General features: G+C 70.9%; 17 protein-coding genes. 5 read left to right on the forward strand and 12 right to left on the reverse strand.

The window, feature by feature from the left end:
* From AC3WLZ_RS00730 to AC3WLZ_RS00740, 3 genes are all read right to left on the reverse strand, one after another.
* Window positions 1–1,314: a sugar ABC transporter substrate-binding protein gene (locus tag AC3WLZ_RS00730; protein WP_492468647.1), complete on the reverse strand. Its 1,314-nt coding sequence runs from the start codon at window positions 1,312–1,314 to the stop codon at window positions 1–3.
* 185 nt (window positions 1,315–1,499) lie between these two features.
* Window positions 1,500–2,060, reverse strand: coding sequence for a helix-turn-helix domain-containing protein (locus AC3WLZ_RS00735; RefSeq protein ID WP_492468648.1), 561 nt, complete (start codon window positions 2,058–2,060; stop codon window positions 1,500–1,502).
* Window positions 2,057–2,596, reverse strand: a complete 540-nt coding sequence (locus tag AC3WLZ_RS00740) for a helix-turn-helix domain-containing protein (protein ID WP_492468649.1) — start codon at window positions 2,594–2,596, stop codon at window positions 2,057–2,059. The genes AC3WLZ_RS00735 and AC3WLZ_RS00740 overlap by 4 nt, the downstream gene beginning before the upstream one ends.
* A gap of 112 nt (window positions 2,597–2,708) precedes the next feature.
* Here AC3WLZ_RS00740 and AC3WLZ_RS00745 point away from each other — a divergent pair, with 112 nt between their 5' ends.
* Window positions 2,709–4,076, forward strand: a complete 1,368-nt coding sequence (locus AC3WLZ_RS00745; RefSeq protein ID WP_492468650.1) for an NtaA/DmoA family FMN-dependent monooxygenase — start codon at window positions 2,709–2,711, stop codon at window positions 4,074–4,076.
* A 209-nt stretch (window positions 4,077–4,285) separates the two neighbouring features.
* Here the strand turns inward: AC3WLZ_RS00745 and AC3WLZ_RS00750 are convergent, their stop codons facing one another.
* The gene (locus AC3WLZ_RS00750; protein WP_492468651.1) at window positions 4,286–4,885 is read right to left on the reverse strand and encodes a CGNR zinc finger domain-containing protein; all 600 of its coding nucleotides are present in this window, start codon (window positions 4,883–4,885) and stop codon (window positions 4,286–4,288) included.
* A gap of 64 nt (window positions 4,886–4,949) precedes the next feature.
* Between AC3WLZ_RS00750 and AC3WLZ_RS00755 the strand changes: the two genes are divergently transcribed.
* Genes AC3WLZ_RS00755 through AC3WLZ_RS00765 form a run of 3 tightly spaced genes read left to right on the forward strand, consistent with a single transcriptional unit; the run spans window position 4,950 to window position 7,686 of the window.
* Window positions 4,950–6,242: an MFS transporter gene (locus AC3WLZ_RS00755; RefSeq protein WP_492468652.1), complete on the forward strand. Its 1,293-nt coding sequence runs from the start codon at window positions 4,950–4,952 to the stop codon at window positions 6,240–6,242.
* 52 nt (window positions 6,243–6,294) lie between these two features.
* Window positions 6,295–6,690 carry an ArsR/SmtB family transcription factor gene (locus AC3WLZ_RS00760; RefSeq protein ID WP_492468653.1) on the forward strand — a complete coding sequence of 132 codons (396 nt, stop codon included), beginning with the start codon at window positions 6,295–6,297 and terminating at the stop codon, window positions 6,688–6,690.
* Between the two features lie 18 nt (window positions 6,691–6,708).
* Window positions 6,709–7,686 (forward strand): SRPBCC family protein, encoded by a 978-nt coding sequence (locus AC3WLZ_RS00765; protein WP_492468654.1) that lies wholly within the window; start codon window positions 6,709–6,711, stop codon window positions 7,684–7,686.
* 50 nt (window positions 7,687–7,736) lie between these two features.
* Here the strand turns inward: AC3WLZ_RS00765 and fdhA are convergent, their stop codons facing one another.
* The 4 genes from fdhA to AC3WLZ_RS00785 all read right to left on the reverse strand — a co-directional run bounded on the left by fdhA (window position 7,737) and on the right by AC3WLZ_RS00785 (window position 11,433).
* On the reverse strand, window positions 7,737–8,954 hold the full coding sequence (gene fdhA, locus AC3WLZ_RS00770) for a formaldehyde dehydrogenase, glutathione-independent (RefSeq protein ID WP_412923195.1): 1,218 nt from the start codon (window positions 8,952–8,954) through the stop codon (window positions 7,737–7,739).
* A 197-nt stretch (window positions 8,955–9,151) separates the two neighbouring features.
* Entirely contained in the window at window positions 9,152–9,595 is a 444-nt protein-coding gene (locus AC3WLZ_RS00775) for an iron chaperone (RefSeq protein WP_492468655.1), read from the reverse strand.
* Window positions 9,596–9,733: 138 nt separating this feature from the next.
* Window positions 9,734–10,189: a Fe-S cluster assembly sulfur transfer protein SufU gene (gene sufU, locus AC3WLZ_RS00780; protein WP_412923197.1), complete on the reverse strand. Its 456-nt coding sequence runs from the start codon at window positions 10,187–10,189 to the stop codon at window positions 9,734–9,736.
* A complete protein-coding gene (locus AC3WLZ_RS00785; RefSeq protein ID WP_492468657.1) occupies window positions 10,186–11,433 on the reverse strand; it encodes an aminotransferase class V-fold PLP-dependent enzyme in 1,248 nt (415 codons plus the stop codon). The genes sufU and AC3WLZ_RS00785 overlap by 4 nt, the downstream gene beginning before the upstream one ends.
* A 254-nt stretch (window positions 11,434–11,687) precedes the next feature.
* Here AC3WLZ_RS00785 and AC3WLZ_RS00790 point away from each other — a divergent pair, with 254 nt between their 5' ends.
* The gene (locus AC3WLZ_RS00790; RefSeq protein ID WP_412923199.1) at window positions 11,688–12,161 is read left to right on the forward strand and encodes a hypothetical protein; all 474 of its coding nucleotides are present in this window, start codon (window positions 11,688–11,690) and stop codon (window positions 12,159–12,161) included.
* A 357-nt stretch (window positions 12,162–12,518) separates the two neighbouring features.
* On the opposite strand, the gene AC3WLZ_RS00795 is transcribed toward AC3WLZ_RS00790, so the two are convergent.
* From AC3WLZ_RS00795 to kdpB, 4 genes are all read right to left on the reverse strand, one after another.
* Window positions 12,519–13,190 carry a response regulator gene (locus tag AC3WLZ_RS00795; RefSeq protein WP_492468660.1) on the reverse strand — a complete coding sequence of 224 codons (672 nt, stop codon included), beginning with the start codon at window positions 13,188–13,190 and terminating at the stop codon, window positions 12,519–12,521.
* Entirely contained in the window at window positions 13,190–15,700 is a 2,511-nt protein-coding gene (locus tag AC3WLZ_RS00800) for a DUF4118 domain-containing protein (protein WP_492468661.1), read from the reverse strand. Before AC3WLZ_RS00800 ends, AC3WLZ_RS00795 begins: the two co-directional genes overlap by 1 nt.
* Window positions 15,701–16,152: 452 nt before the next feature.
* Window positions 16,153–16,743 carry a K(+)-transporting ATPase subunit C gene (gene kdpC, locus AC3WLZ_RS00805; protein WP_492468662.1) on the reverse strand — a complete coding sequence of 197 codons (591 nt, stop codon included), beginning with the start codon at window positions 16,741–16,743 and terminating at the stop codon, window positions 16,153–16,155.
* A gap of 11 nt (window positions 16,744–16,754) precedes the next feature.
* Window positions 16,755–18,896: a potassium-transporting ATPase subunit KdpB gene (kdpB, locus tag AC3WLZ_RS00810; protein WP_492468664.1), complete on the reverse strand. Its 2,142-nt coding sequence runs from the start codon at window positions 18,894–18,896 to the stop codon at window positions 16,755–16,757.
* Between the last annotated feature and the right edge of the window lies 1 nt (window position 18,897).

The following is an 18,897-nucleotide window of genomic DNA, read 5'->3' on the forward strand; positions in this document are numbered from 1 at the left end:
TCAGTCGCCGGTTCCGATGCCGTCGGCAGCGGACTGCAGCTTCTTGGCGGCTTCCTCGGCGGTCTCGGTGCCGCGGGCCACCGCCTCCAGCTCGGCGCCGATCGCGGTGGACACCTGAGACCAGGTGGTCGCGGCGGGCATGGGTTGCACGTTCTTCAGCTGCTCGAAGAACGGGTCGTACAGCGGGTTCGCGGCGATGGTGTCGTCCTCCCACGCGGCCTGCACGGCCGGCATGCTGCCGTAGGCGCTGAATTGCGCCAGCTGCGTCTTCTCGTCGGCCATCTCGCGGACGACCTTCCAGGCCGACGCGGCGTTCTTGCTGTCCTTGCTCACGACCCAGCTGCCGCCGCCGAGGTTGCCGGTGTCGTCCGCGGGGCCGGCGGGCTGCACGGCGGTGGCCACGTGCTCGGCGGTCCACCCGGGCTGCTGCGCGACGCCGTCGAGGGCCGCGATCACCCACGGGCCCGAGAACATCGCGGCGGTCTTGCCCTCGACGAAGTAGGGCTGCGAGTCGAGGAAGCCGGGGGAGTCGACGGCCGCGACACCGCTGAGGTAGGGCTCGGCGAAGTGGGTGATCGCCTCGATGCCTTCCGGGGTGTCGATCTGCCAGGACTTCCCGTCCTCGCTGAGCAGGCTCTGCCCGGCCTGCACCGCGTAGCGCTGCAGCGCCTGACCGGTGTAGGTGTCCCAGCCGACCTCGGAGCCGTACCCCTTGGTCGCGCCGCCCTTCTCGAGAGCCTGGAAGAAGGGCAGCGTCTGGTCCCACGTGGTGGGGACGGTGGCGCCGCCGGCCGCGGCCAGGTCCTTCCGGTAGATGAGCGCGTAGGTGTAGGCGTACCACGGCACCGAGTACGCCACACCGTCGTACTGACCGGCATCCCAGGTGCCCGGGAAGAAGCTCGAGGGGTCGACGAGGCCGTCCGGCACCGGCGCGAACGCTCCGCTGGCGAGGAACTGGGACTGAGCCTCGGTGTACACCTGGGCGATGTCGGGGCCCGTACCGGAGGCGATGGCCGTCTGCAGCTTCGTGTTGTACTCGTCGGAGGGGACGAGGGTGATCTGCAGATCGAGGTCGGGGTTGGCCTTCTCATAGTCGGCGAGCACATCGGCCAGTGCCGTGGCATCGCCGTCGGGCGCCCAGAGCGTCACGGCTCCGGTTGCGGGGGAGTCGTCCACGGTCGTCGTGGATGCCGTCCCCCCGGTGTCGGAGGCGCGACCGCAGCCGCTCAGGACGAGGGTCGCCGCGAGCACGGTTGCTCCGACGGCGGACATGCGGGTCATTCGGGTGGGGCGGGTGTAACCGAAGCGAGTCATGGAAGAGCTCCTGGGGTTCGGTGGCCGGATGGACGGGCGGTGCGGTGGAGCGGGGTACCGGAAGAAATGGGTTCGGGTCTGGCTATTAATGCGATAAAGTCGCAGAATTAGCGGGGAAACTTCCGCGGAACCGATGGTCACACCCCGCAATTACGCCCGCGGGATCGCAGCGTTTCTGATTTGTTTCAGTTATCTGTGGATGCCGCGACTCGCCGACCGGCCCGCGAGGTGACGACCTGAGCCCGCAGGGCCTCCGTCTCCCCGGCGGTGAACCGGTGCGGGGACGTCGCGTCGATCCACACGACATCACCGGCTTGCAGCGGAAGCGTCTGCTCTCCGACGGTGAGTTCCCCCCGTCCGGCGATGACGTAGATGAGGTCTTCTCCCGCGTGCTGGAACGCCCGCTCCTCGGCGCGCCCCGCCGGGACGGACACCTCGTAGGCCTCGAGTTGCGCATCGGTCGGCGCGGGGAGGGCGCGCAGGCGCACGCCCTCCCCGGTCTCGTCGTGACCGTCGTCCGAGCCGGCATCGTCGGCCAGGAAGCGCGCCGGGGGGAGCCCGAGCGCCTCGGCCAGCTGATAGAGCGTGGCGACGCCGGCGCGCACGCGGCCGTTCTCGATGTTGGAGAGTGTCGGCTGCGAGATCCCCGCGAGCCGGGCGAGCTGCCGCGTGGTCAGTTCGCGCTCGCGTCGCGCAGCCCGCACCGCGTCGCCGATGCGGCGGTCGAGGGGTTCGGTCGCGCTCACGCCGTCTCGTTCTCTGCGGTGGTCACCAGCAGGATGACGGCGCCGTGCGGGCCGGCCTGCATGCGGTGCGGGACCCCGCCATCGATCCACATGGCGTCGCCCGTCGTGAGCGGACGCGGCGCCTCCGACTCCCGCAGGAGGACCGCGTCCCCGTCGAGCACGCGGACGATCTCCTCGCTCGAGTGGATGCGGGGGCGAGCCTCGCGCTCGTGGGGCTCGAGCGCCAGGCGGAGGGCGCGCAGCGAGCGTCCCGGGAGAGGGGGTACCTCGGCATCCGGGCTGGAGAGTTCGTCGACGGTGGTTCGATCGATCTTCTCGGGCGACCGGAGGAGTTCCTCCGACGGGACGTCGAGCGCCGCGGCGAGGAGGGCGAGCGTGCGCAGGCTCGGGAAGATCCGGCCGTTCTCGATGTTCGACACGAACGGTTGCGACGTGCCGATGAGGCCCGAGAGGTCGCGCATGGAGAGGCGGAGCGCGCGTCGTCGCGCCCGCACCGCCGCGCCGATGGCGGTCGCCGGCCCCTGCTCGTCGCTCACTTCTCGAGGATACGGTGCGCCTCCCTCCGATGCCGGGAGTGCACAGGGGGCGTTGCAATCTGATTTGCTTCAGTTATCATCGGCGCAACGTCGTCTTCCTATCAGGAGTCCCATGAGCAAGCACCTCGTCCTCGGCGCCTTCGAGGAGTTCACGCCCAACTTCATCGGCAACGCCTGGCACCATCCCCGCGGAGACACGAGCGGCTTCGCGACCCTCGAGTTCTGGCGTGAACTCGTGACGACCGTCGAGGCGGGCGGGTTCGACTTCGTCTTCCTCGCGGAGGCCATCGGCTATCCGATGAACGACGACGGCGAGGTTCCCGAAGCGGTGATCCGTGAGGCGGTGCAGGTCCCGGTGCACGACCCCGTGGCACTCATGTCGGCGCTCGCCGCGATGGTTCCTCGGATCGGACTTGTCGTCACGGCATCCACGACCGCCCAGCGCCCCCTGCTGAACGCGCGGACCTTCGCGACCCTGGACCACCTCAGCGAGGGGCGGATGGGGTGGAACATCGTCACGAGCGACAACCAGCAGGCTCTCGTGCGCCTTCTGGGTCTGGACGGGATCACCCCGCACGACGAGCGCTACGCGCGGGCGCAGGAGTTCGTCGATCTCTCGCTGCGGCTTTGGCAGGAGGGCTGGGACGATGACGCCGTCCTCGCCGACAAAGCAACCAAGACCTGGGCGGATCCCGCCAAGGTGCACCGCATTCAGCACGACGGGCAGTACTTCCACTTCGACGGCTACTTCCCGGCGATTCCGTCCCCGCAGCGCACGCCCACGCTCTTCCAGGCCGGGACATCGCCCGCGGGAACGACCTTCGCGGCCGGCTACGCGGAGTGCGTCTTCACCCAGGATCGCGAAGCCGCTCGTGCAGCCCGGTCCGTGCGCACGCTACGCGAGAAGGCGGTCGCGGCGGGCCGCCCGGCCGACTCGATCGCGGTCATCAACGGCGCCAGCTTCGTTGTCGCCGACACGGATGCCGAGGCTCACCGCCTGCGCGGTGAGCTGAACCGCACGCCCACCCGTGAGGCCGCGGCCGCCCTGTTCCTCGGGTGGTCCGGTGTCGACCTGTCTCTCCTCGACCCGGATGCCACTCTCGACGACGTCGCGACGGAGGTCGGTCAGACGACGGTGAACCTGTGGCGGAACCCCGATGGGGTGAGCCCCACGGTCGGCGAGGTGCTCGACATGCTGCCATCGACGATCGGCGGCGTGAAGTTCACCGGGACCGCGCAGAGCATCGCTGACCAGGTCGAGGCGTTCGTTGCCGAGACCGACGTCGACGGATTCCTCGTCGAGAACTGGTACGGGGGTGCCGAGGGCTACGTCGACATCATCGAGCACGTCCTCCCCGAACTGCGCTCGCGCGGGCTGCTGCCCGAGGAGCCACGCCGCGGGACCCTGCGGGAGATGCTGACCGGTGGCGGCCCGCAGCTCCCGGACTGGCATCCGGGGAGTCGAGTCGGCCGCGGCTGAGGCGCGAAGGGGGCGCGCGTCGGATCAGAGCATCGGCGCGGGAGCGGGCGCGTGCTCCGCGAGGGTCTCCTGCGTCAAACGCCCCGGCGGGCGAGGACCCCGACCCCGTCGGCGACGTTGCGCTTGAGCGCGTCGAGCACCGTGGCGGCCTTCGCCCATGCGAGTTCCTCGGTCGGCGCGATGATGGTCCTCGTGTTGCAGCGGCCGTGTCAGTCCGTCGCGGCGCGGGAACGGGAGCGCTCGTAGAACCCGCGCACCCGGTTGCGGTTTCCGCAGTCCGCCGACACGCACCAGCGCCGGTTGTGCCGGGGTGACGTGTCGAGGAACACCCAGCCGCATTCGGCGTCGTGGCACTGCCCAAGCAGTGACAGGTCGGTGCCGGTGATCAGATCGAACGCCTGGAGAGACATGAGGCGGCGCGGCAGCGTGAGGTCGACGTCGAAGCGCCACACCCAGGCATCGCCGTCGGCCGTCAGCTCCCCGGCGGCGACCGCGGCTCGGTACTCGGCGACGACCGACGTCGGCGAGCCGCCCTCGTACAGCGCGGCGTAGAGCGCTTCGCGCAGCTCGCGCACGCGACCAACCTCGTCGTCAGCGGCTGCGGAGTCGCTGTGGGATAGCTCGGTGAGAGCGCGGTCGTCTGCGTCGGAGATCAGCCTGGCTTGCCGCGTCCACGCGAGCACGTGGGCGAAGGCAGGAAGGTCGTCCTCGAACCGCTCGGGGGACAGTCGCCACTGCACGGAGTTCACGAGATCCAGCGCAGGGTGCCCCGCGATGAACGCGAACTCCCGCGGCGCCCGGATCTCCATGCCGAGGATTCTAATGCCTCAGCAGGGCTTGTGCCATTACGATGAATCCGTCAACGTGTAATGCATGTTGGGCCGAGAGAGCATTAGGCAAACCAACGCGGCGCGCGGATGGCGTCGCGACTTCCGGTGGTTCTGGCTGTCGTCGGGCGCTACCTTCACCGCGGAGCAGGTGCGGGAGTTCGCGATCCCCCTCATTGCGATCTCTGCGCTCCAAGCTTCCGCGGTCGACCTCGGTGTGCTCGGGGCTCTCCAGTGGCTGCCGTTCCTGGTCCTCGCGCTGCCGCTCGGTGTCGTGATCGATCGGCACCGACGCCGCGGCATCCTGCTCGTCTCCGAGGCGAGCCGCGCGCTCATCGCGATCGCGCTGACGCTGCTCGTCGCCGCCGGAGCCCTGAGCCTGCCGCTCCTGTTCGTCGCCGTCGTCGCGCTGGGCGTGTTCGCGACGGTGTTCGAGGTCGGATACCAGTCGGTGATCCCGTCGCTCGTGCCGCGCGACCGGCTCGCCGCGGCGAACGCGAGGGTGCAGGCCACGGCCGCCGCCGCCGAGATCGGAGGGCCGGGACTCGCGGGCGCGATGCTGCAGGTGCTCAGCGCGGGTGCGGCACTGGCGGCCACCGCCGGCGCCTATCTGGTGTCGGCCGGCGCGCTCGCCGCGATGCGCGGCGCAGAGTCGACTCCGCCGAGGGTTCGACGCCGCTTCCTGGTCGAGCTCCGAGAGGGCGCCCGGCACGTCATCGCGGATCCGTATCTTCGTGCGAACGTCGGATTCTCGGCGCTGTACAACCCCTTCGCGCAATGGGTGACGCTGCTGTTGACGCTCTACGCCGTCACGGACCTGGGGATGTCGTCGGCCCAGGTCGGTGTGATCTTCTCCCTGGGCGCCGCGGGGGCTGTCGTGGGCGCCGCGACGGCGTCGCGCGTCGCTGCCCGCACGACGATCGGGCGCATCATGGTCGCCTGTGCGAGCGTGGAGTGCGTCGCGTTGTTGTGCACCGCTGCGGTCCCGCCCGATATCGGCGCCGGACTCGCGGTAGCGATGCTCGGCATCCTGCTCGCGCTCAATGGCGCCGGCACGGCGATGTCGAGCGTCCTGCTGATCACGATTCGGCAGATGCGAACGCCGGATGCGCTCCTCGGCCGGGTGAACGCGACCATGCGCACCGTTTCGTACGGCACGATCCCGATCGGTGCGCTGGCGGGCGGACTCGTCGGCGAGTGGCTGGGTACCCGGGCGGGCATTCTTGTCGGCGCGGTGCTCTGTCTCGGAACGGTCGCGTGGGTCATGGGGTCGCCCCTCCGTCGTATTCGCCGACTCGAGGATGTCCGACCGGTGTCGGTCGCACCTCCCGCGGCGTAGTCCGCCGCCGCACCATTGCCCCGCCGTCGGGTCAGTGCTAACGTGCAACCAAATGGTTGAACGAAACGATCGCACCAACGCCGACATCGATCGCGTGTTCCATGCGCTCGCCGATGCGACGCGGCGCGACATCGTCCGCCGGACGCTCGTGGCCGAGCAGTCGGTGTCGGCGCTCGCCGCGGGGTACGCGATGTCGTTCGCGGCGGTCTCGAAGCACATCGGCGTGCTCGTCGAGGCCGGGCTCGTCCGCAAACGCGCCGAGGGGAGGGAGCGTCTCGTGCAGGCCGATCCCGGCGCCATCGCGCGCGTGCAGCAGCTTCTGCGTTCCTACGAAGACCTCTGGCGCGGACGCATCGACCGCCTCGACGCCCTCCTCGCCGAAGACGCGGATGCCACGGCATCCGGTATCCCATCCCCGAACACGCCCGGATCCACGACCGAGAACTGAAGAACAAAGGAGTCCCTCATGCCCGTCACCTCCGTCGAGACCGACACCGAGTCGCTCACCATGACCCTCGTCGCCGACTTCCCCGTCGACCCCGAGCGGCTGTGGGCGGTGTTCACCGATCCGCGGCAGCTCGAGCGTTTCTGGGGCCCTCCCGGCTGGCCGTCGACGTTCGACGCGTTCGACTTCACCCCCGGCGGCTGGGCGAAGTACCACATGACCTCGCCGACAGGGGAGCGCGCGGGTGGCGCGTGGGAGTTCGTGTCGATCGACCCGCCACGAGGATTCGAGGTCATCGATTCGTTCGCCGACGAGAACGGCGAGCCGATCGAGGGGATGCCGTCGATGCACATGGTGTTCACATTCGAGGCGACGCCCGAGGGCTCCCGCATGACCAACGTCTCATCCTTCGCCTCGGCCGACGCGCTCGAACAGGTCGTCGCGATGGGCGCCGTCGAGGGCTCCACGCTCGCGATGAACCAGCTCGACGTCGTCCTGCAGGACCTCCGCGCCTATGCGCAGGGCAAGGGCACACAGCTCGAGGTGCTCAGCGACCAGCACGTGCGGATCACGCGTCTCATCGACGGGCCGCGCGACCTGGTGTGGCGCGCGCACACCGACCCCGACCTCATGCGGCGCTGGCTGCTCGGCCCGGACGGCTGGCGGATGACCGAGTGCGAGATCGGCGATGTCGTGGGCGCGACGTATCGCACGGCGTGGGCGCCCGAACCCGGCACCGAGGGCGAGGCTTTCGGCTTCGACGGCGAGGTTCTCCTCATCGACGCGCCCCGCCGAGTCGTGCAGACCGAGCACATGATCGGCACCGACTTCCCGTCCACGACGAACGACCTCTCGCTCTACGAGGAGGACGGCGTCACCCTGCTGACGCTGCTCATCGAGTATCCGGATGCCGCCACCCGCGACATGGTCCTCGCTACGGGCATGATCGACGGCATGGAGATCAGCTACCGGCGTCTGGAGAGCGTGCTCGTCAGCTGAAGCACGAGGGTGGCGGGCCGAGAGCCCCGGTCCGCCACCCCCGTCGTCACTCAGGCGCGGATGTACCCGTTCGGGTTCAACACGTACTTGCGCGGCGCGCCCTTGTCGAAGTCGGCGTAGCCCTGCGGAGCATCGTCGAGAGAGATCGGCGTCGCGTTGACGGCCTTCGCGATCTGCACCTTGTCGTGCAGGATCGCCTGCATCAGCTGCCGGTTGTACTTCATGACCGGGCACTGGCCCGTGGTGAACGACAGCGACTTTGCCCACCCGAGCCCCAGGCGTAGCGACAGCGAGCCGACCTTGGCCGCCTCGTCGACCCCGCCCGGGTCGCCGGTGACGTACAGACCCGGGATGCCGACCGCACCACCGGCCGCGGTCACGGTGAACAGCGAGTTGAGCACGGTCGCCGGTGCTTCGTGTCCGGCATCGGCGCCGTGACCGCGGGCCTCGAAGCCGACCGCGTCGACGGAGGCATCCACCTCGGGAACGCCGAGGATCTGTTCGATCTGCTCCCCCGGATCGCCCTGCGACACATCCACGCTCTCGAACCCGAGCGAGCGTACCTGCGCGAGGCGCTCGGGGTTCAGGTCGCCGACGAGCACGGCGGCCGCGCCCAGGAGCTGCGCGCCGACGGCGGCGGCGATGCCTACCGGCCCGGCGCCCGCGATGTACACCGTCGAGCCGGGGCGGACGCCCGCGGTGACCGCGCCGTGGAAACCCGTGGGGAAGATGTCGGACAGCATCGTCAGGTCGAGGATCTTCTCGAGCGCCTGCTCGCGGTCGGGGAAGACCAGCAGGTTCCAGTCGGCGTACGGAACGAGCACGTACTCTGCCTGACCGCCGACCCAGCCGCCCATGTCGACATAGCCGTAGGCGCTGCCGGGACGGTCCGGGTTCACGTTCAGACAGATTCCGGTCTTGCCCTCCTTGCAGTTGCGGCAGCGGCCGCACGCGATGTTGAAGGGGACCGAGACGATGTCGCCGACCTTGACGAACTCGACGTCGGGGCCGACTTCGACGACCTCACCGGTGATCTCGTGGCCGAGGACGAGCCCGGCCGGCGCGGTGGTGCGTCCGCGCACCATGTGCTGGTCGGATCCGCAGATGTTCGTGGCCACCGTGCGCAGGATCGCGCCGTGCGGCACCTTCCGCCCGACGTTGGCGGGATTGACCCCGGGGCCGTCTTTCAGCTCGAACTCCGGATAGTCGGTGTCGATGACCTCGACGACCCCGGGCTCTTTGTACGCGACTGCTCTGTTCCCTGACATCTTCGTCCTCTCCAGCCGGTGGCCCGACCGATCGTGTCGTGCAGGCAGGGTCCGTAGACCCCCGACGCGAGACGTCCCGTGCCGAGACGCCGGCGCGACGGATGCCTCCACGAAACGCCGAGGGATGGAGAGGGGCAAGACAGGTGCGGCTTCGCGCCGCGAGGCGTAGGGTGCAACCCGTCCTGAGGTGCGTCGCGTCAGGCCCCCGGCGCCGCCCGTCGCACGAGAGCCCGGATCGTCTGCTCGACCTCGGGGGTGACCTCGAGCACCGCGTACGACACGGGCCACATCGGGCCGTCGTCGAGCTGGGCGGTCTCGTCGAAGCTCACCGTGCCATAGCGGGTCTTGAACTTCGACGCCGGCTGGTAGAACACCACGACCTTGCCGTCCTTGGCGTACGCCGGGAAGCCGTAGAACGTCTTCGGGGTGAGGTGCGGTGCCTCCTCGAGCACGATGACGTGCACGCGCTCCGCGATCGCCCGGTCGGCGCCCTCGAGCTTGTCGATCGCCTCGAGACAGGCGTCGTTCTCCTTCTCGAGCTTCGCCGCGCCCTTCAGGCCCTTCATGGCCTTGAGCTCTTCGGCGCGCTGCTTCATCGCCGCGCGTTCTTCGTCGCTGAATCCTGCTCCGCTGGCCGCCATGGCATCCATCCTTCCGACGTCGTCGCTCCGCAGACTAGCGCCGCCGGCCGTCGCTCGCTCGGCGATTCGCGCTCGGTCAGTCGCTCGGGGGTGGATGCCGGTGAGGTTGTGCGGATCGCTGAAGTTGCGTGGCGCGGATCAGGCCTGGCGCAGCCCCTCTTCGAGCGCGACCCACGCGAGCATCGCGCACTTCACGCGCGCGGTGTACTTCGAGACGCCCGAGAGCGCGGCGGCGTCGGCGAACGTCTCCTCGTCGAGGGGGATCTGTCCACGCGAGCGCAGTGCCTCGCGGAACTTCCCGATCAGCGCTTCGGCGTCGGTACGCGGCATCCCGTCCTCGCCGCCGTCCTCCTCGAGCAGGGCGACGAGCATCGACGCGGACGCCTGCGAGATCGAGCAGCCCGCGCCCTCCCAGCTGACGGATGCCACGCGGTCGCCGTCGACGTCGACCCGCAGCGTGATCTCGTCGCCGCAGATCGGGTTGCGCTGATGCACCGTGGCGGAGTGCGCGCCGGGGTCGGCGAGTCCGAAGCCGCGGCGGTTCTTCGAGTGATCGAGGATCAGCTCCTGGTACAGCGACTCGAGCCCGCTCATGCCATCGCCCCCACCCCGAAGAACGCCCGGACGCCGGAGACGGCATCCAGGAAAGTGTCGACCTCTTCGATCGTGGTGTGGATCGCCGCACTCGCGCGCACCGACGCCGTCAGGCCGAAGCGGCGGTGGAGGGGCTGCGCGCAGTGGTGCCCGACGCGCACGGCGACGCCGCGACTGTCGAGGAACTGTCCGACGTCGTGCGCATGGACTCCCTCGACATCGAAGGCTTGTAGCGCGACGCGGTCGGCGGCATCCGTGTCTCCGAGCAGGCGGATGCCGTCGATGGAGCGGAGCCCCTCACGCATGCGCCGTTCGAGCGCCGCCTCGTGCGCGTGAGCGGCATCGCGGTCGAGGTCGCCGAGCCAGCGGACCGCGGCCGCGAGCGCGACGGCCTGCGACACCGGCTGCGTGCCCGCCTCGAAGCGCTGCGGCGGCGGGAGGAACTCGGCCTTGTCGAGCGTGACGGTCGTGATCATGGAACCGCCCGTGGTGAACGGCGGGAGCGCGTCGAGGACCTCGTCGCGGCCCCAGAGTCCGCCGATCGCGTACGGACCGAAGACCTTGTGGCCCGAGAACACGGCCAGGTCGACGCCGGATGCCGGGAGGTCGAGGCGCAGGTGCGGCGCCGACTGGCATGCGTCGAGCACTGTCAGCGCGCCGACGCTCTCGGCGAGGGCGACGAGCTCGGCGACCGGGTTCACGATGCCCAGGACGTTCGAGACGTGCGGGAAGGCGACGACTCTCGTGCGCTCGCCGATGAGGTCGGTCGCGGCGGTCATGTCGAGGGTGCCGTCGTCGTGCACGGGGATGTGGCGCAGGCGCGCGCCGGTGCGGGCGGCGAGCTCCTGCCACGGGATGAGGTTCGCGTGGTGCTCGGCCTCGGTGACGACGATCTCGTCGCCCTCGAGGAGACGCCCCGCGTAGCCGAGCGAGCCGGCGACGAGGTTGAGGCCGGCCGTGGCGCCGGAGGTCCAGACGAGCTGTTCGGGCGTACCGCCGACGAAGGCGGCGACGGCGGCACGGGCGTCCTCGAACAGCTCGGTCGCCTCGGCGGCGAGCGTGTGCGCACCGCGGTGCACGGCCGCGTTCGCGTGCTCGAGGAAGTCGCGCTCGGCATCCAGGGCGGCACGCGGCTTCTGGCTCGTCGCGCCGGAGTCGAGGTAGACGAGGGGTCGGCCGTCGATCTCGGTGCCGAGGATCGGGAACTCGGCCCGCACCGCGGCCACGTCGAAGGGGGTTGTCACCCCTCCAGGCTACGGCGTGGCGCGTGGGGAGGCGCTGGCGCGGCCGGGCCGTGGTCGGGGCCGGGCCCGTGCGGGTCGGGGCCGCGCTACGGTCGCCGAGACTCCATCGCGCCGACATCTCCCTTGCAGGCTGCGCGTGACTTGACGGCGCGATGAAGTCTCGCGGATCGGGAACCGTCAGGAACGGGCGCGAGGTCGTACGGAAAGCGTGAGCGCCCCGGGAGCGCGGTCGCCGGGAGCGTAGACCGGATGCCATGACCCTCACCGCCCTCCTTCCCACCCTGCGCGCGAGTATCCCCGCGCCCTTCGACGCGGCCGCGTGGCCCGCCGGTGCCACGCCAACGCTCGACGATGTCACCGTCCGCGCGGTGTCCATCGGCCGCTACGCCGACATCTGCGGCACGCCCTGCGTGTGCACCGGCCCCGCGGTGATCCCGGCGTCGGGAGGGGTGGCATCCGCGGTGCATTCGACGACGGTGGTCGTGGCGACCGTCCTGGATGCCATGCCGGGAACGCTGCGCATCGACGCGTGCGTCGCGGAACTCGACGCGGTGTGGCGCGAGGTGCGGCTGATCGGACGGGTGTCGCACGCGTACGACGAGCGATTCGCGATCGTCGACGCGCGCGGCTTGGCCGCCGGGAGCGTGATCCTTCCCGGGGACGTCCGGTCGGGGGACCGCGTCGCGTTCCCGTGCCCCGGATGCCACACCGTCGGCGAGGTCCGCTGATGCTGCTGCACTCGATCGTCTACGCGTGCCGCTGCGCCCGCGTGCAGGCGGAGTTCGGGGCCGCCGACGCCGAGGAGCCCGCGCCGAACTCCTGAGATCTGGGCCGGATTCGGGCCGGATGGCCGCGCGGTGGGGCCAGAACGACGGAATTCTCCGGAGTTGGGCACGTGCCGCGATCCGGCAGCGGCGTGGGCGGCTGGTCAGCCGTACCGGGCCGCCGTGTGCCGAACTCCTGAGTTTTCGGCTCGATTCGGACCGGATGCCGCTCGGCGCGGCCGGAACGTCGGGTTTCCCCGGAGTTGGGCGCGCGCCCCGATTCGACCGCGGCCGTGACCCGCCCCCCACCCCCGCCCGGGCCTACAGCACCAGCCGGTACCCCATGCCCTGCTCGGTCAGCAGGTGCGCGGGGGCGGAGGGCTCGGCCTCGAGCTTCTTCCGCAGCTGCGACATGTACAGGCGCAGGTATCCCGAGTCGGCGACCTGTTCGCTGGCCCAGATCTCCTTCAGCAGCGTCTGACGTGTCACGAGCGAACCGGGGTTGCGGGCGAGGAACTCAAGCATTCGCCATTCGGTCGGCGTCAGGTGCACGCGGGTGCCGGCACGCGTCACGGCCTTGGCCACGAGGTCGACCTCGACGTCGCCGAAACGCACCACCGACTCACCGCTCGCCGGAACCGTCCGCCGCCCGTGCACGCGCAGGCGCGCGAGCAGCTCGTCGATCTGGAACGGCTTGGTGACGTAGTCGTCGGCGCCGGCATCCAGCGCCTCGACCTTGTCGGCGGAACCGGTGCGCCCGGACACGACGATGATCGGCGCCGTCGTCCAGCCCCGAAGTGCCTGGATCACCTGCACGCCGTCGAGGTGCGGCATCCCGAGGTCGAGCAGCACGATGTCGGGGTGCGCCTGTGCGGCGAGTGTGATCGCGGCGGCGCCGTCGGCCGCGGCGACGACGTCGTACCCGTGCGCGGCCAGGGTGATGCGCAGCGCCCGCACGAGCTGCGGGTCGTCGTCGGCGATGAGGACCTTCATCACAGCTCCGTTCGCGACAGGGACATGGCGGACTCCACTGGCAGCGCGATCACCATCGTGAGGCCGCCGCCGGGAGTGTCCTCGGGTGTCAGCGTGCCACCCATGCCCTCGGCGAAGCCGCGCGACAGCGCGAGGCCCAGGCCGAGGCCGACGGTGTTGTCGGTGTCGCCGAGGCGCTGGAACGGCGCGAACATGTCGCTGCGGCGTTCGGGCGCGACCCCCGGCCCGTGGTCGATGACGCGGATCTCGGCCACGCCCGCGAGGCGGCTCGTGGCGACGCGGGCGCGCTGTCCGTCGGGGGTGAACCGCACGGCGTTGCTGAGGACGTTCACGAGCACGCGCTGCAGGAGCACCGGGTCGGCGCGGAGCGGCGGGAGATCCGGGTCGAGGGCGAGCTCCACCTCGTCGGGACCGAGGCCGAGTTCGTCGAGCGCCGCGAGCACGACGCCCGCCGCATCGACCGGCCCGAGCGAGACGGCGAGCACCCCCGCCTGCACGCGGCTGACGTCGAGCAGGTCGGTGACGAGCACCGACAGCGTCGCCAGGCTCTCGTCGGCGGTCTCGAGCAGTTCGCGCCGGTCCTCCTCCGACAGGTGGTCGCCCGCGGCGCGGAGGCCCCCGAGCGCCGCGACGGCGGCGGCGAGCGGCCGGCGCAGGTCGTGGCTCACCGCCGACAGCAGGGCGCTGCGCACTTGGTCGGTCTCGGCCAGGATGCCGGCTTCGGCGGCGGTCTCGGCCAGATCCGTGCGCTCCAGGGCGGCGGCGAGCTGCGCGACGATGACGTCGAGGAGGCGCCGCTCGGTGGCATCCAGGTCTCTGCCGTGGAGCTCGAGTCGGGCGCGTCCGTCGCCGATGGGGATCGTCGTCGCCCGGCCGTCGCGCACGGGCTCACCGTCGGTGGCCAGGACGGACTCGTCGGATGCCACGAGCCGCACTCCCGCCAGGCCGAACGCCTCGCGGGCGCGGCTGACGAGTGCCGGCACAGCGCTCTCGCCGCGCAGGACGCTGCCCGACACGGTCGCGAGCAGCTCCGACTCGGCGGCGGCCCGGCGAGCGGCTCGTGCCCGACGTGCGGCCTGGTCGACGACGATGCTGACGAGCATCGCGATGACGACGTACAGGACGAGGGCGATCGCGTGAATCGGGTCGGCGATCGTGATCGTGTAGACCGGCGCGATGAAGAGGAAGTCCAGGGTGAGGCCCGACAGCACGGCCGCGAACACCGCGGGCCAGATACCGCCGATGAGGGCGACGATGACGACGAGCAGCTGATACGCGAGCACGTCGGTGGTGATCGACTCGTCGGTGCCGGTCGCGATGAGCAGCCACGAGAGCAACGGTCCGCCGGCCAGAGCGGTGACGAATCCCAGAATGCGTCGCTTCGCGCTGAGCGCCGGGCCGGTGAGACGGGGGAGCGCGAAGCGTCCGCCGGCGCGTGCGTGGTTGACGATGTGCACGTCGATGTCGCCGGAGAGGCGGATGACGGTCGCGCCGATGCCGGGACCGGTCAGGGCGGCGCCGAGGCGTCCGCGCCGACTGACGCCGATGACGAGCTGTGACGCGTTGACGGACCGGGCGAAGTCGACGAGCGCGGCGGCGACGTCGTCGCCCACGACCTGGTGGTACGTGCCGCCGAGCGACTCGACGAGCGCGCGCTGCGCCGCGAGGGCGCCGGGCTCGTCGGCGCGCAGCCCGTCCTGCGTCGACACGTGCACCGCGAGCAGCTCGCCGCCGGCCGAGCGCGCGGCGATGCGGGCACCGCGGCGGAGCAACGTCTCCCCCTCGGCACCACCGGTGAGCGCGACGACGACCCGCTCGCGGGCCTGCCACGATCCCTCGATGCCTTGCTCGACGCGGTACCGCTGCAGCGCCGAGTCGACCTCATCGGCGAGCCACAGCAGGGCCAGCTCGCGCAGCGCCGTGAGGTTGCCGAGGCGGAAGTAGTTCGAGAGCGCCGCGTCGATGCGCTCGGCCGGATAGACGAACCCGGCCGAGAGGCGATCGCGCAGCGACTGCGGCGCGAGGTCGACGACCTCGATCTGATCGGCGGCGCGGACGATGGCATCCGGAACCGTCTCACGCTGAACCACGCCGGTGATCTTCTCGACGACGTCGCCGAGCGAGGCGATGTGCTGCACGTTCACGGTCGTGATGACGTCGATGCCCGCGTCGAGGAGCGTCTCCACGTCCTGCCACCGTTTCTCGTTCGTCGAGCCGGGGGCATTGGTGTGCGCGAGCTCGTCGACGAGGGCGATTCGCGGATGCCGTGCGAGCACGGCATCCAGGTCCATCTCGTCGAGGTCGACGCCGCGGTGCGCGACGTCCCGGCGCGGAACGACCTCGAGCCCGCGGGCCTGAGCGGCGGTGGCGGCGCGCCCGTGCGTCTCGACGATCGCGATGACGACGTCGTGGCCCTCTTCGCGAAGCCGGCGCCCCTCTTCGAGCATCTCGTACGTCTTGCCCACGCCCGGTGCGGCGCCGAGCAGAACGCGCAGGTGCCCGCGCTTCACGAGGCACTCCCGGGGGCGGGGGTTCCGGTCGCGCGGGCGCGGGTCGGCGTGGGGCGGTGGGTCGGTGTGGGGTGGTGGGTCGGCGTGGGGTGGTGGGTCGGTGGGGATGCGGCTTGGGTGGCGGCGAAGTGCGCGTGGGGGCGTTGGGTCGTGCGAAGTGGCGCGATGGAAGCCCGCGTGGGGCGTGGGGATGCCGCTTGGGTCGCGGCGAAGTGCGCGTGGGGGCGTTGGGTCGTGCAAAGTGGCGCGACGCAACGCAGCGCGGCGCAACGCAGCGCGACGCAACGCAGCGCGGCGCAACGCAGCGCGACGCCACGCAGCGCGACGCAACGCAGCGCGACGCAACGCGGCGCGGGGCAGCGCCACATCCCCGCGGACGCACCGAACCGCCGCCGCCCGGGGAGGGCGACGGCGGTGGCCGGGAACGGACGCATGTCAGCGATTCTCGCGCGTCATCGGGCGTCCAGTGCGCGATTGAGCTCGAGCACGTTCACGCGCGGGTCGCCGAGGAAGCCGAGGTCGCGGGGCAGGGTGTGCTCCACGACCAGCGCCTCCACGTCGGCGGCAGGGATGCCACGGGCCTCGGCGACCCGTGCGACCTGGCGCTGGGCGTTCGCGACGGAGATGTCGGGGTCGAGGCCCGAGCCGGAGGCGGTGACCGCGTCGGCCGGGATCGTGCCGGCGCCGTCGAGCAGGCGCGAGGCCTCGGCCCGGTCCGAAATCGACGCGATCAGGTCCTCGTTCTCGGGGCCGAGGTTCGACCCGCTCGACGCGGCGGAGTCGTACCCGTCGCCTGCCGACGAGGGACGCGACTGGAAGTACTGCGGCAGTGCCTGGCCGTCGGCATCCTGGAACGACTGCCCGATCAGCGACGAACCGACCACGGCGCCATCGGCGGATCGGACGAGCGATCCGTTCGCCTGCGCGGGGAGGGCGAGCTGGCCGATCCCGGTGATCAGCAGCATGTAGCCGACGCCGAGGAGGACGGTGAAGACGAGCATCGCGCGGACGGCGACACCGGCGGTACGCAGAGTGGTGCGCATGACAGGACCTTTCAGAAACCCGGGAGCAGGCTCACGACGAGGTCGATGAGCTTGATGCCGACGAAGGGGACGATGACGCCGCCGAGCCCATAGATGAGCAGATTGCGGCTGAGGATGCTCGACGCGCTCGCCGCGCGGTACTTCACGCCGCGCAGGGCGAGGGGGATGAGCACGATGATCACGATCGCGTTGAAGATGATCGCGCTGAGCACCGCCGACGCGGGCGACGACAGCTGCATCACGTTCAGCACCGCGAGCCCGGGGAACACGCCCATGAACATCGCCGGGATGATCGCGAAGTACTTCGCGATGTCGTTGGCGAGCGAGAACGTCGTGAGCGCACCGCGGGTGATGAGCAGCTGCTTGCCGATGCGCACGATGTCGATGAGCTTCGTCGGGTCGCTGTCGAGGTCGACCATGTTGCCGGCCTCCTTCGCGGCCGATGTGCCGGTGTTCATCGCGACGCCGACGTCGGCCTGCGCGAGCGCGGGGGCGTCGTTCGTGCCGTCGCCGGTCATCGCGACGAGGTTGCCGCCCTCCTGCTCGCGTCGGATGAGGGCCAGCTTGTCCTCGGGCGTGGCCTCGGCGAGGTAATCGTCGACGCCGGCTTCGGCGGCGATCGCCTTCGCCGTGAGCGGGTTGTCGCCCGTGATCATCACGGTGCGGATGCCCATGGCCCGGAGCTCCCCGAACCGCTCGCGCAGTCCGTCCTTCACGACATCCTTCAGGTGGATGACGCCGAGCACGCGTCCTTCGCCCGCGGGCGACAGGGTCGCCACGACCAGGGGCGTACCGCCGGACTGGGCGATGGCATCCGTCTCGCTCGTGAGGGTCGCCCGCAGCGCGTCGGGGACGGGCGCCCCGGATGCCGCGAGCCAGGCGACGACGGCGGATCCGGCGCCCTTGCGCACCTGCGTGCCGTCGGTGAGGTCGAGGCCGCTCATGCGGGTCTGGGCCGTGAACGGCACCGGCTCCGCACCGCGAGGCATCTCGGCGACGATTCCCTGCGCCGCGGCGAGCTCGACGACCGAGGTGCCCTCGGGCGTGGGGTCGGCCTGCGACGACAGCGACGCCGCCTCGGCGAGGGTCGGGGCACCGACGCCCGGCATCGGGACGAACGCCGACGCGCGACGGTTGCCGTACGTGATCGTTCCGGTCTTGTCGAGCAGCAGTGTCGTCACGTCGCCGGCCGCCTCGACGGCGCGGCCCGACATCGCCAGGACGTTCCGCTGGACGAGGCGGTCCATACCGGCGATGCCGATGGCGCTCAGGAGCGCGCCGATCGTCGTGGGGATCAGGCACACGAGCAGCGCCACCAGCACGGGGATCGACACGGGGGATGCCGCGTACGAGGCGATCGGGTTCAGCACCAGCACGACCACGACGAACACGATCGACAGGCTCGCCAGCAGGATGTTCAGCGCGATCTCGTTCGGCGTGCGCTGGCGCGAGGCGCCCTCGACGAGCGCGATCATCCGGTCCACGAACGTCTCGCCCGGCTTCGACGTGATCTTCACCACGATGCGGTCGCTGAGCACGCGCGTGCCGCCGGTCACGGCGCTGCGGTCGCCGCCGGACTCGCGCACCACCGGGGCCGACTCGCCCGTGATCGCCGACTCGTCGACGGTCGCGATGCCGGCCACGATGTCGCCGTCGCCGGGGATCAGCTGCCCCGCCTCGACGAGCACGACATCGCCGACGCGCAGGTCGCCCGACGGCACCTCCTCGACGGACGCGGTGGATGCCAGGGCGTCGGCCTTCGCGTCGTACGAGACGACGCGGCGGGCCGTGGTGGTCGTGCGGGTCTTGCGGAGCGTCGCCGCCTGCGCCTTTCCGCGACCTTCGGCGACCGACTCCGCGATGTTCGCGAAGAACACCGTGAGCCACAGCCAGATCGCGATGCCCCACGTGAAGCCGAAGGGCAACGAGGCGTCGCCGCCGCCGAGGAACGGCTCGGTGATCGCGATGAGGGTGTTCAGGGCCGCCCCCACCCAGACGAGGAACATCACGGGGTTGCGCCACTGCGACGCGGGATTGAGCTTCTTCGCGGCGCCCGGCAGGGCGGCCACGACCTGCGCGGTGCTGAACGCGCGGCGCGGGGCGGCCGGGGTCGGGGCCTCGGCGGGCGCCGGGGCGTGGGTGAGCGTGGACATG

It is taken from the genome of Microbacterium sp. FW305-3-2-15-F-LB2, from assembly GCF_058787255.1.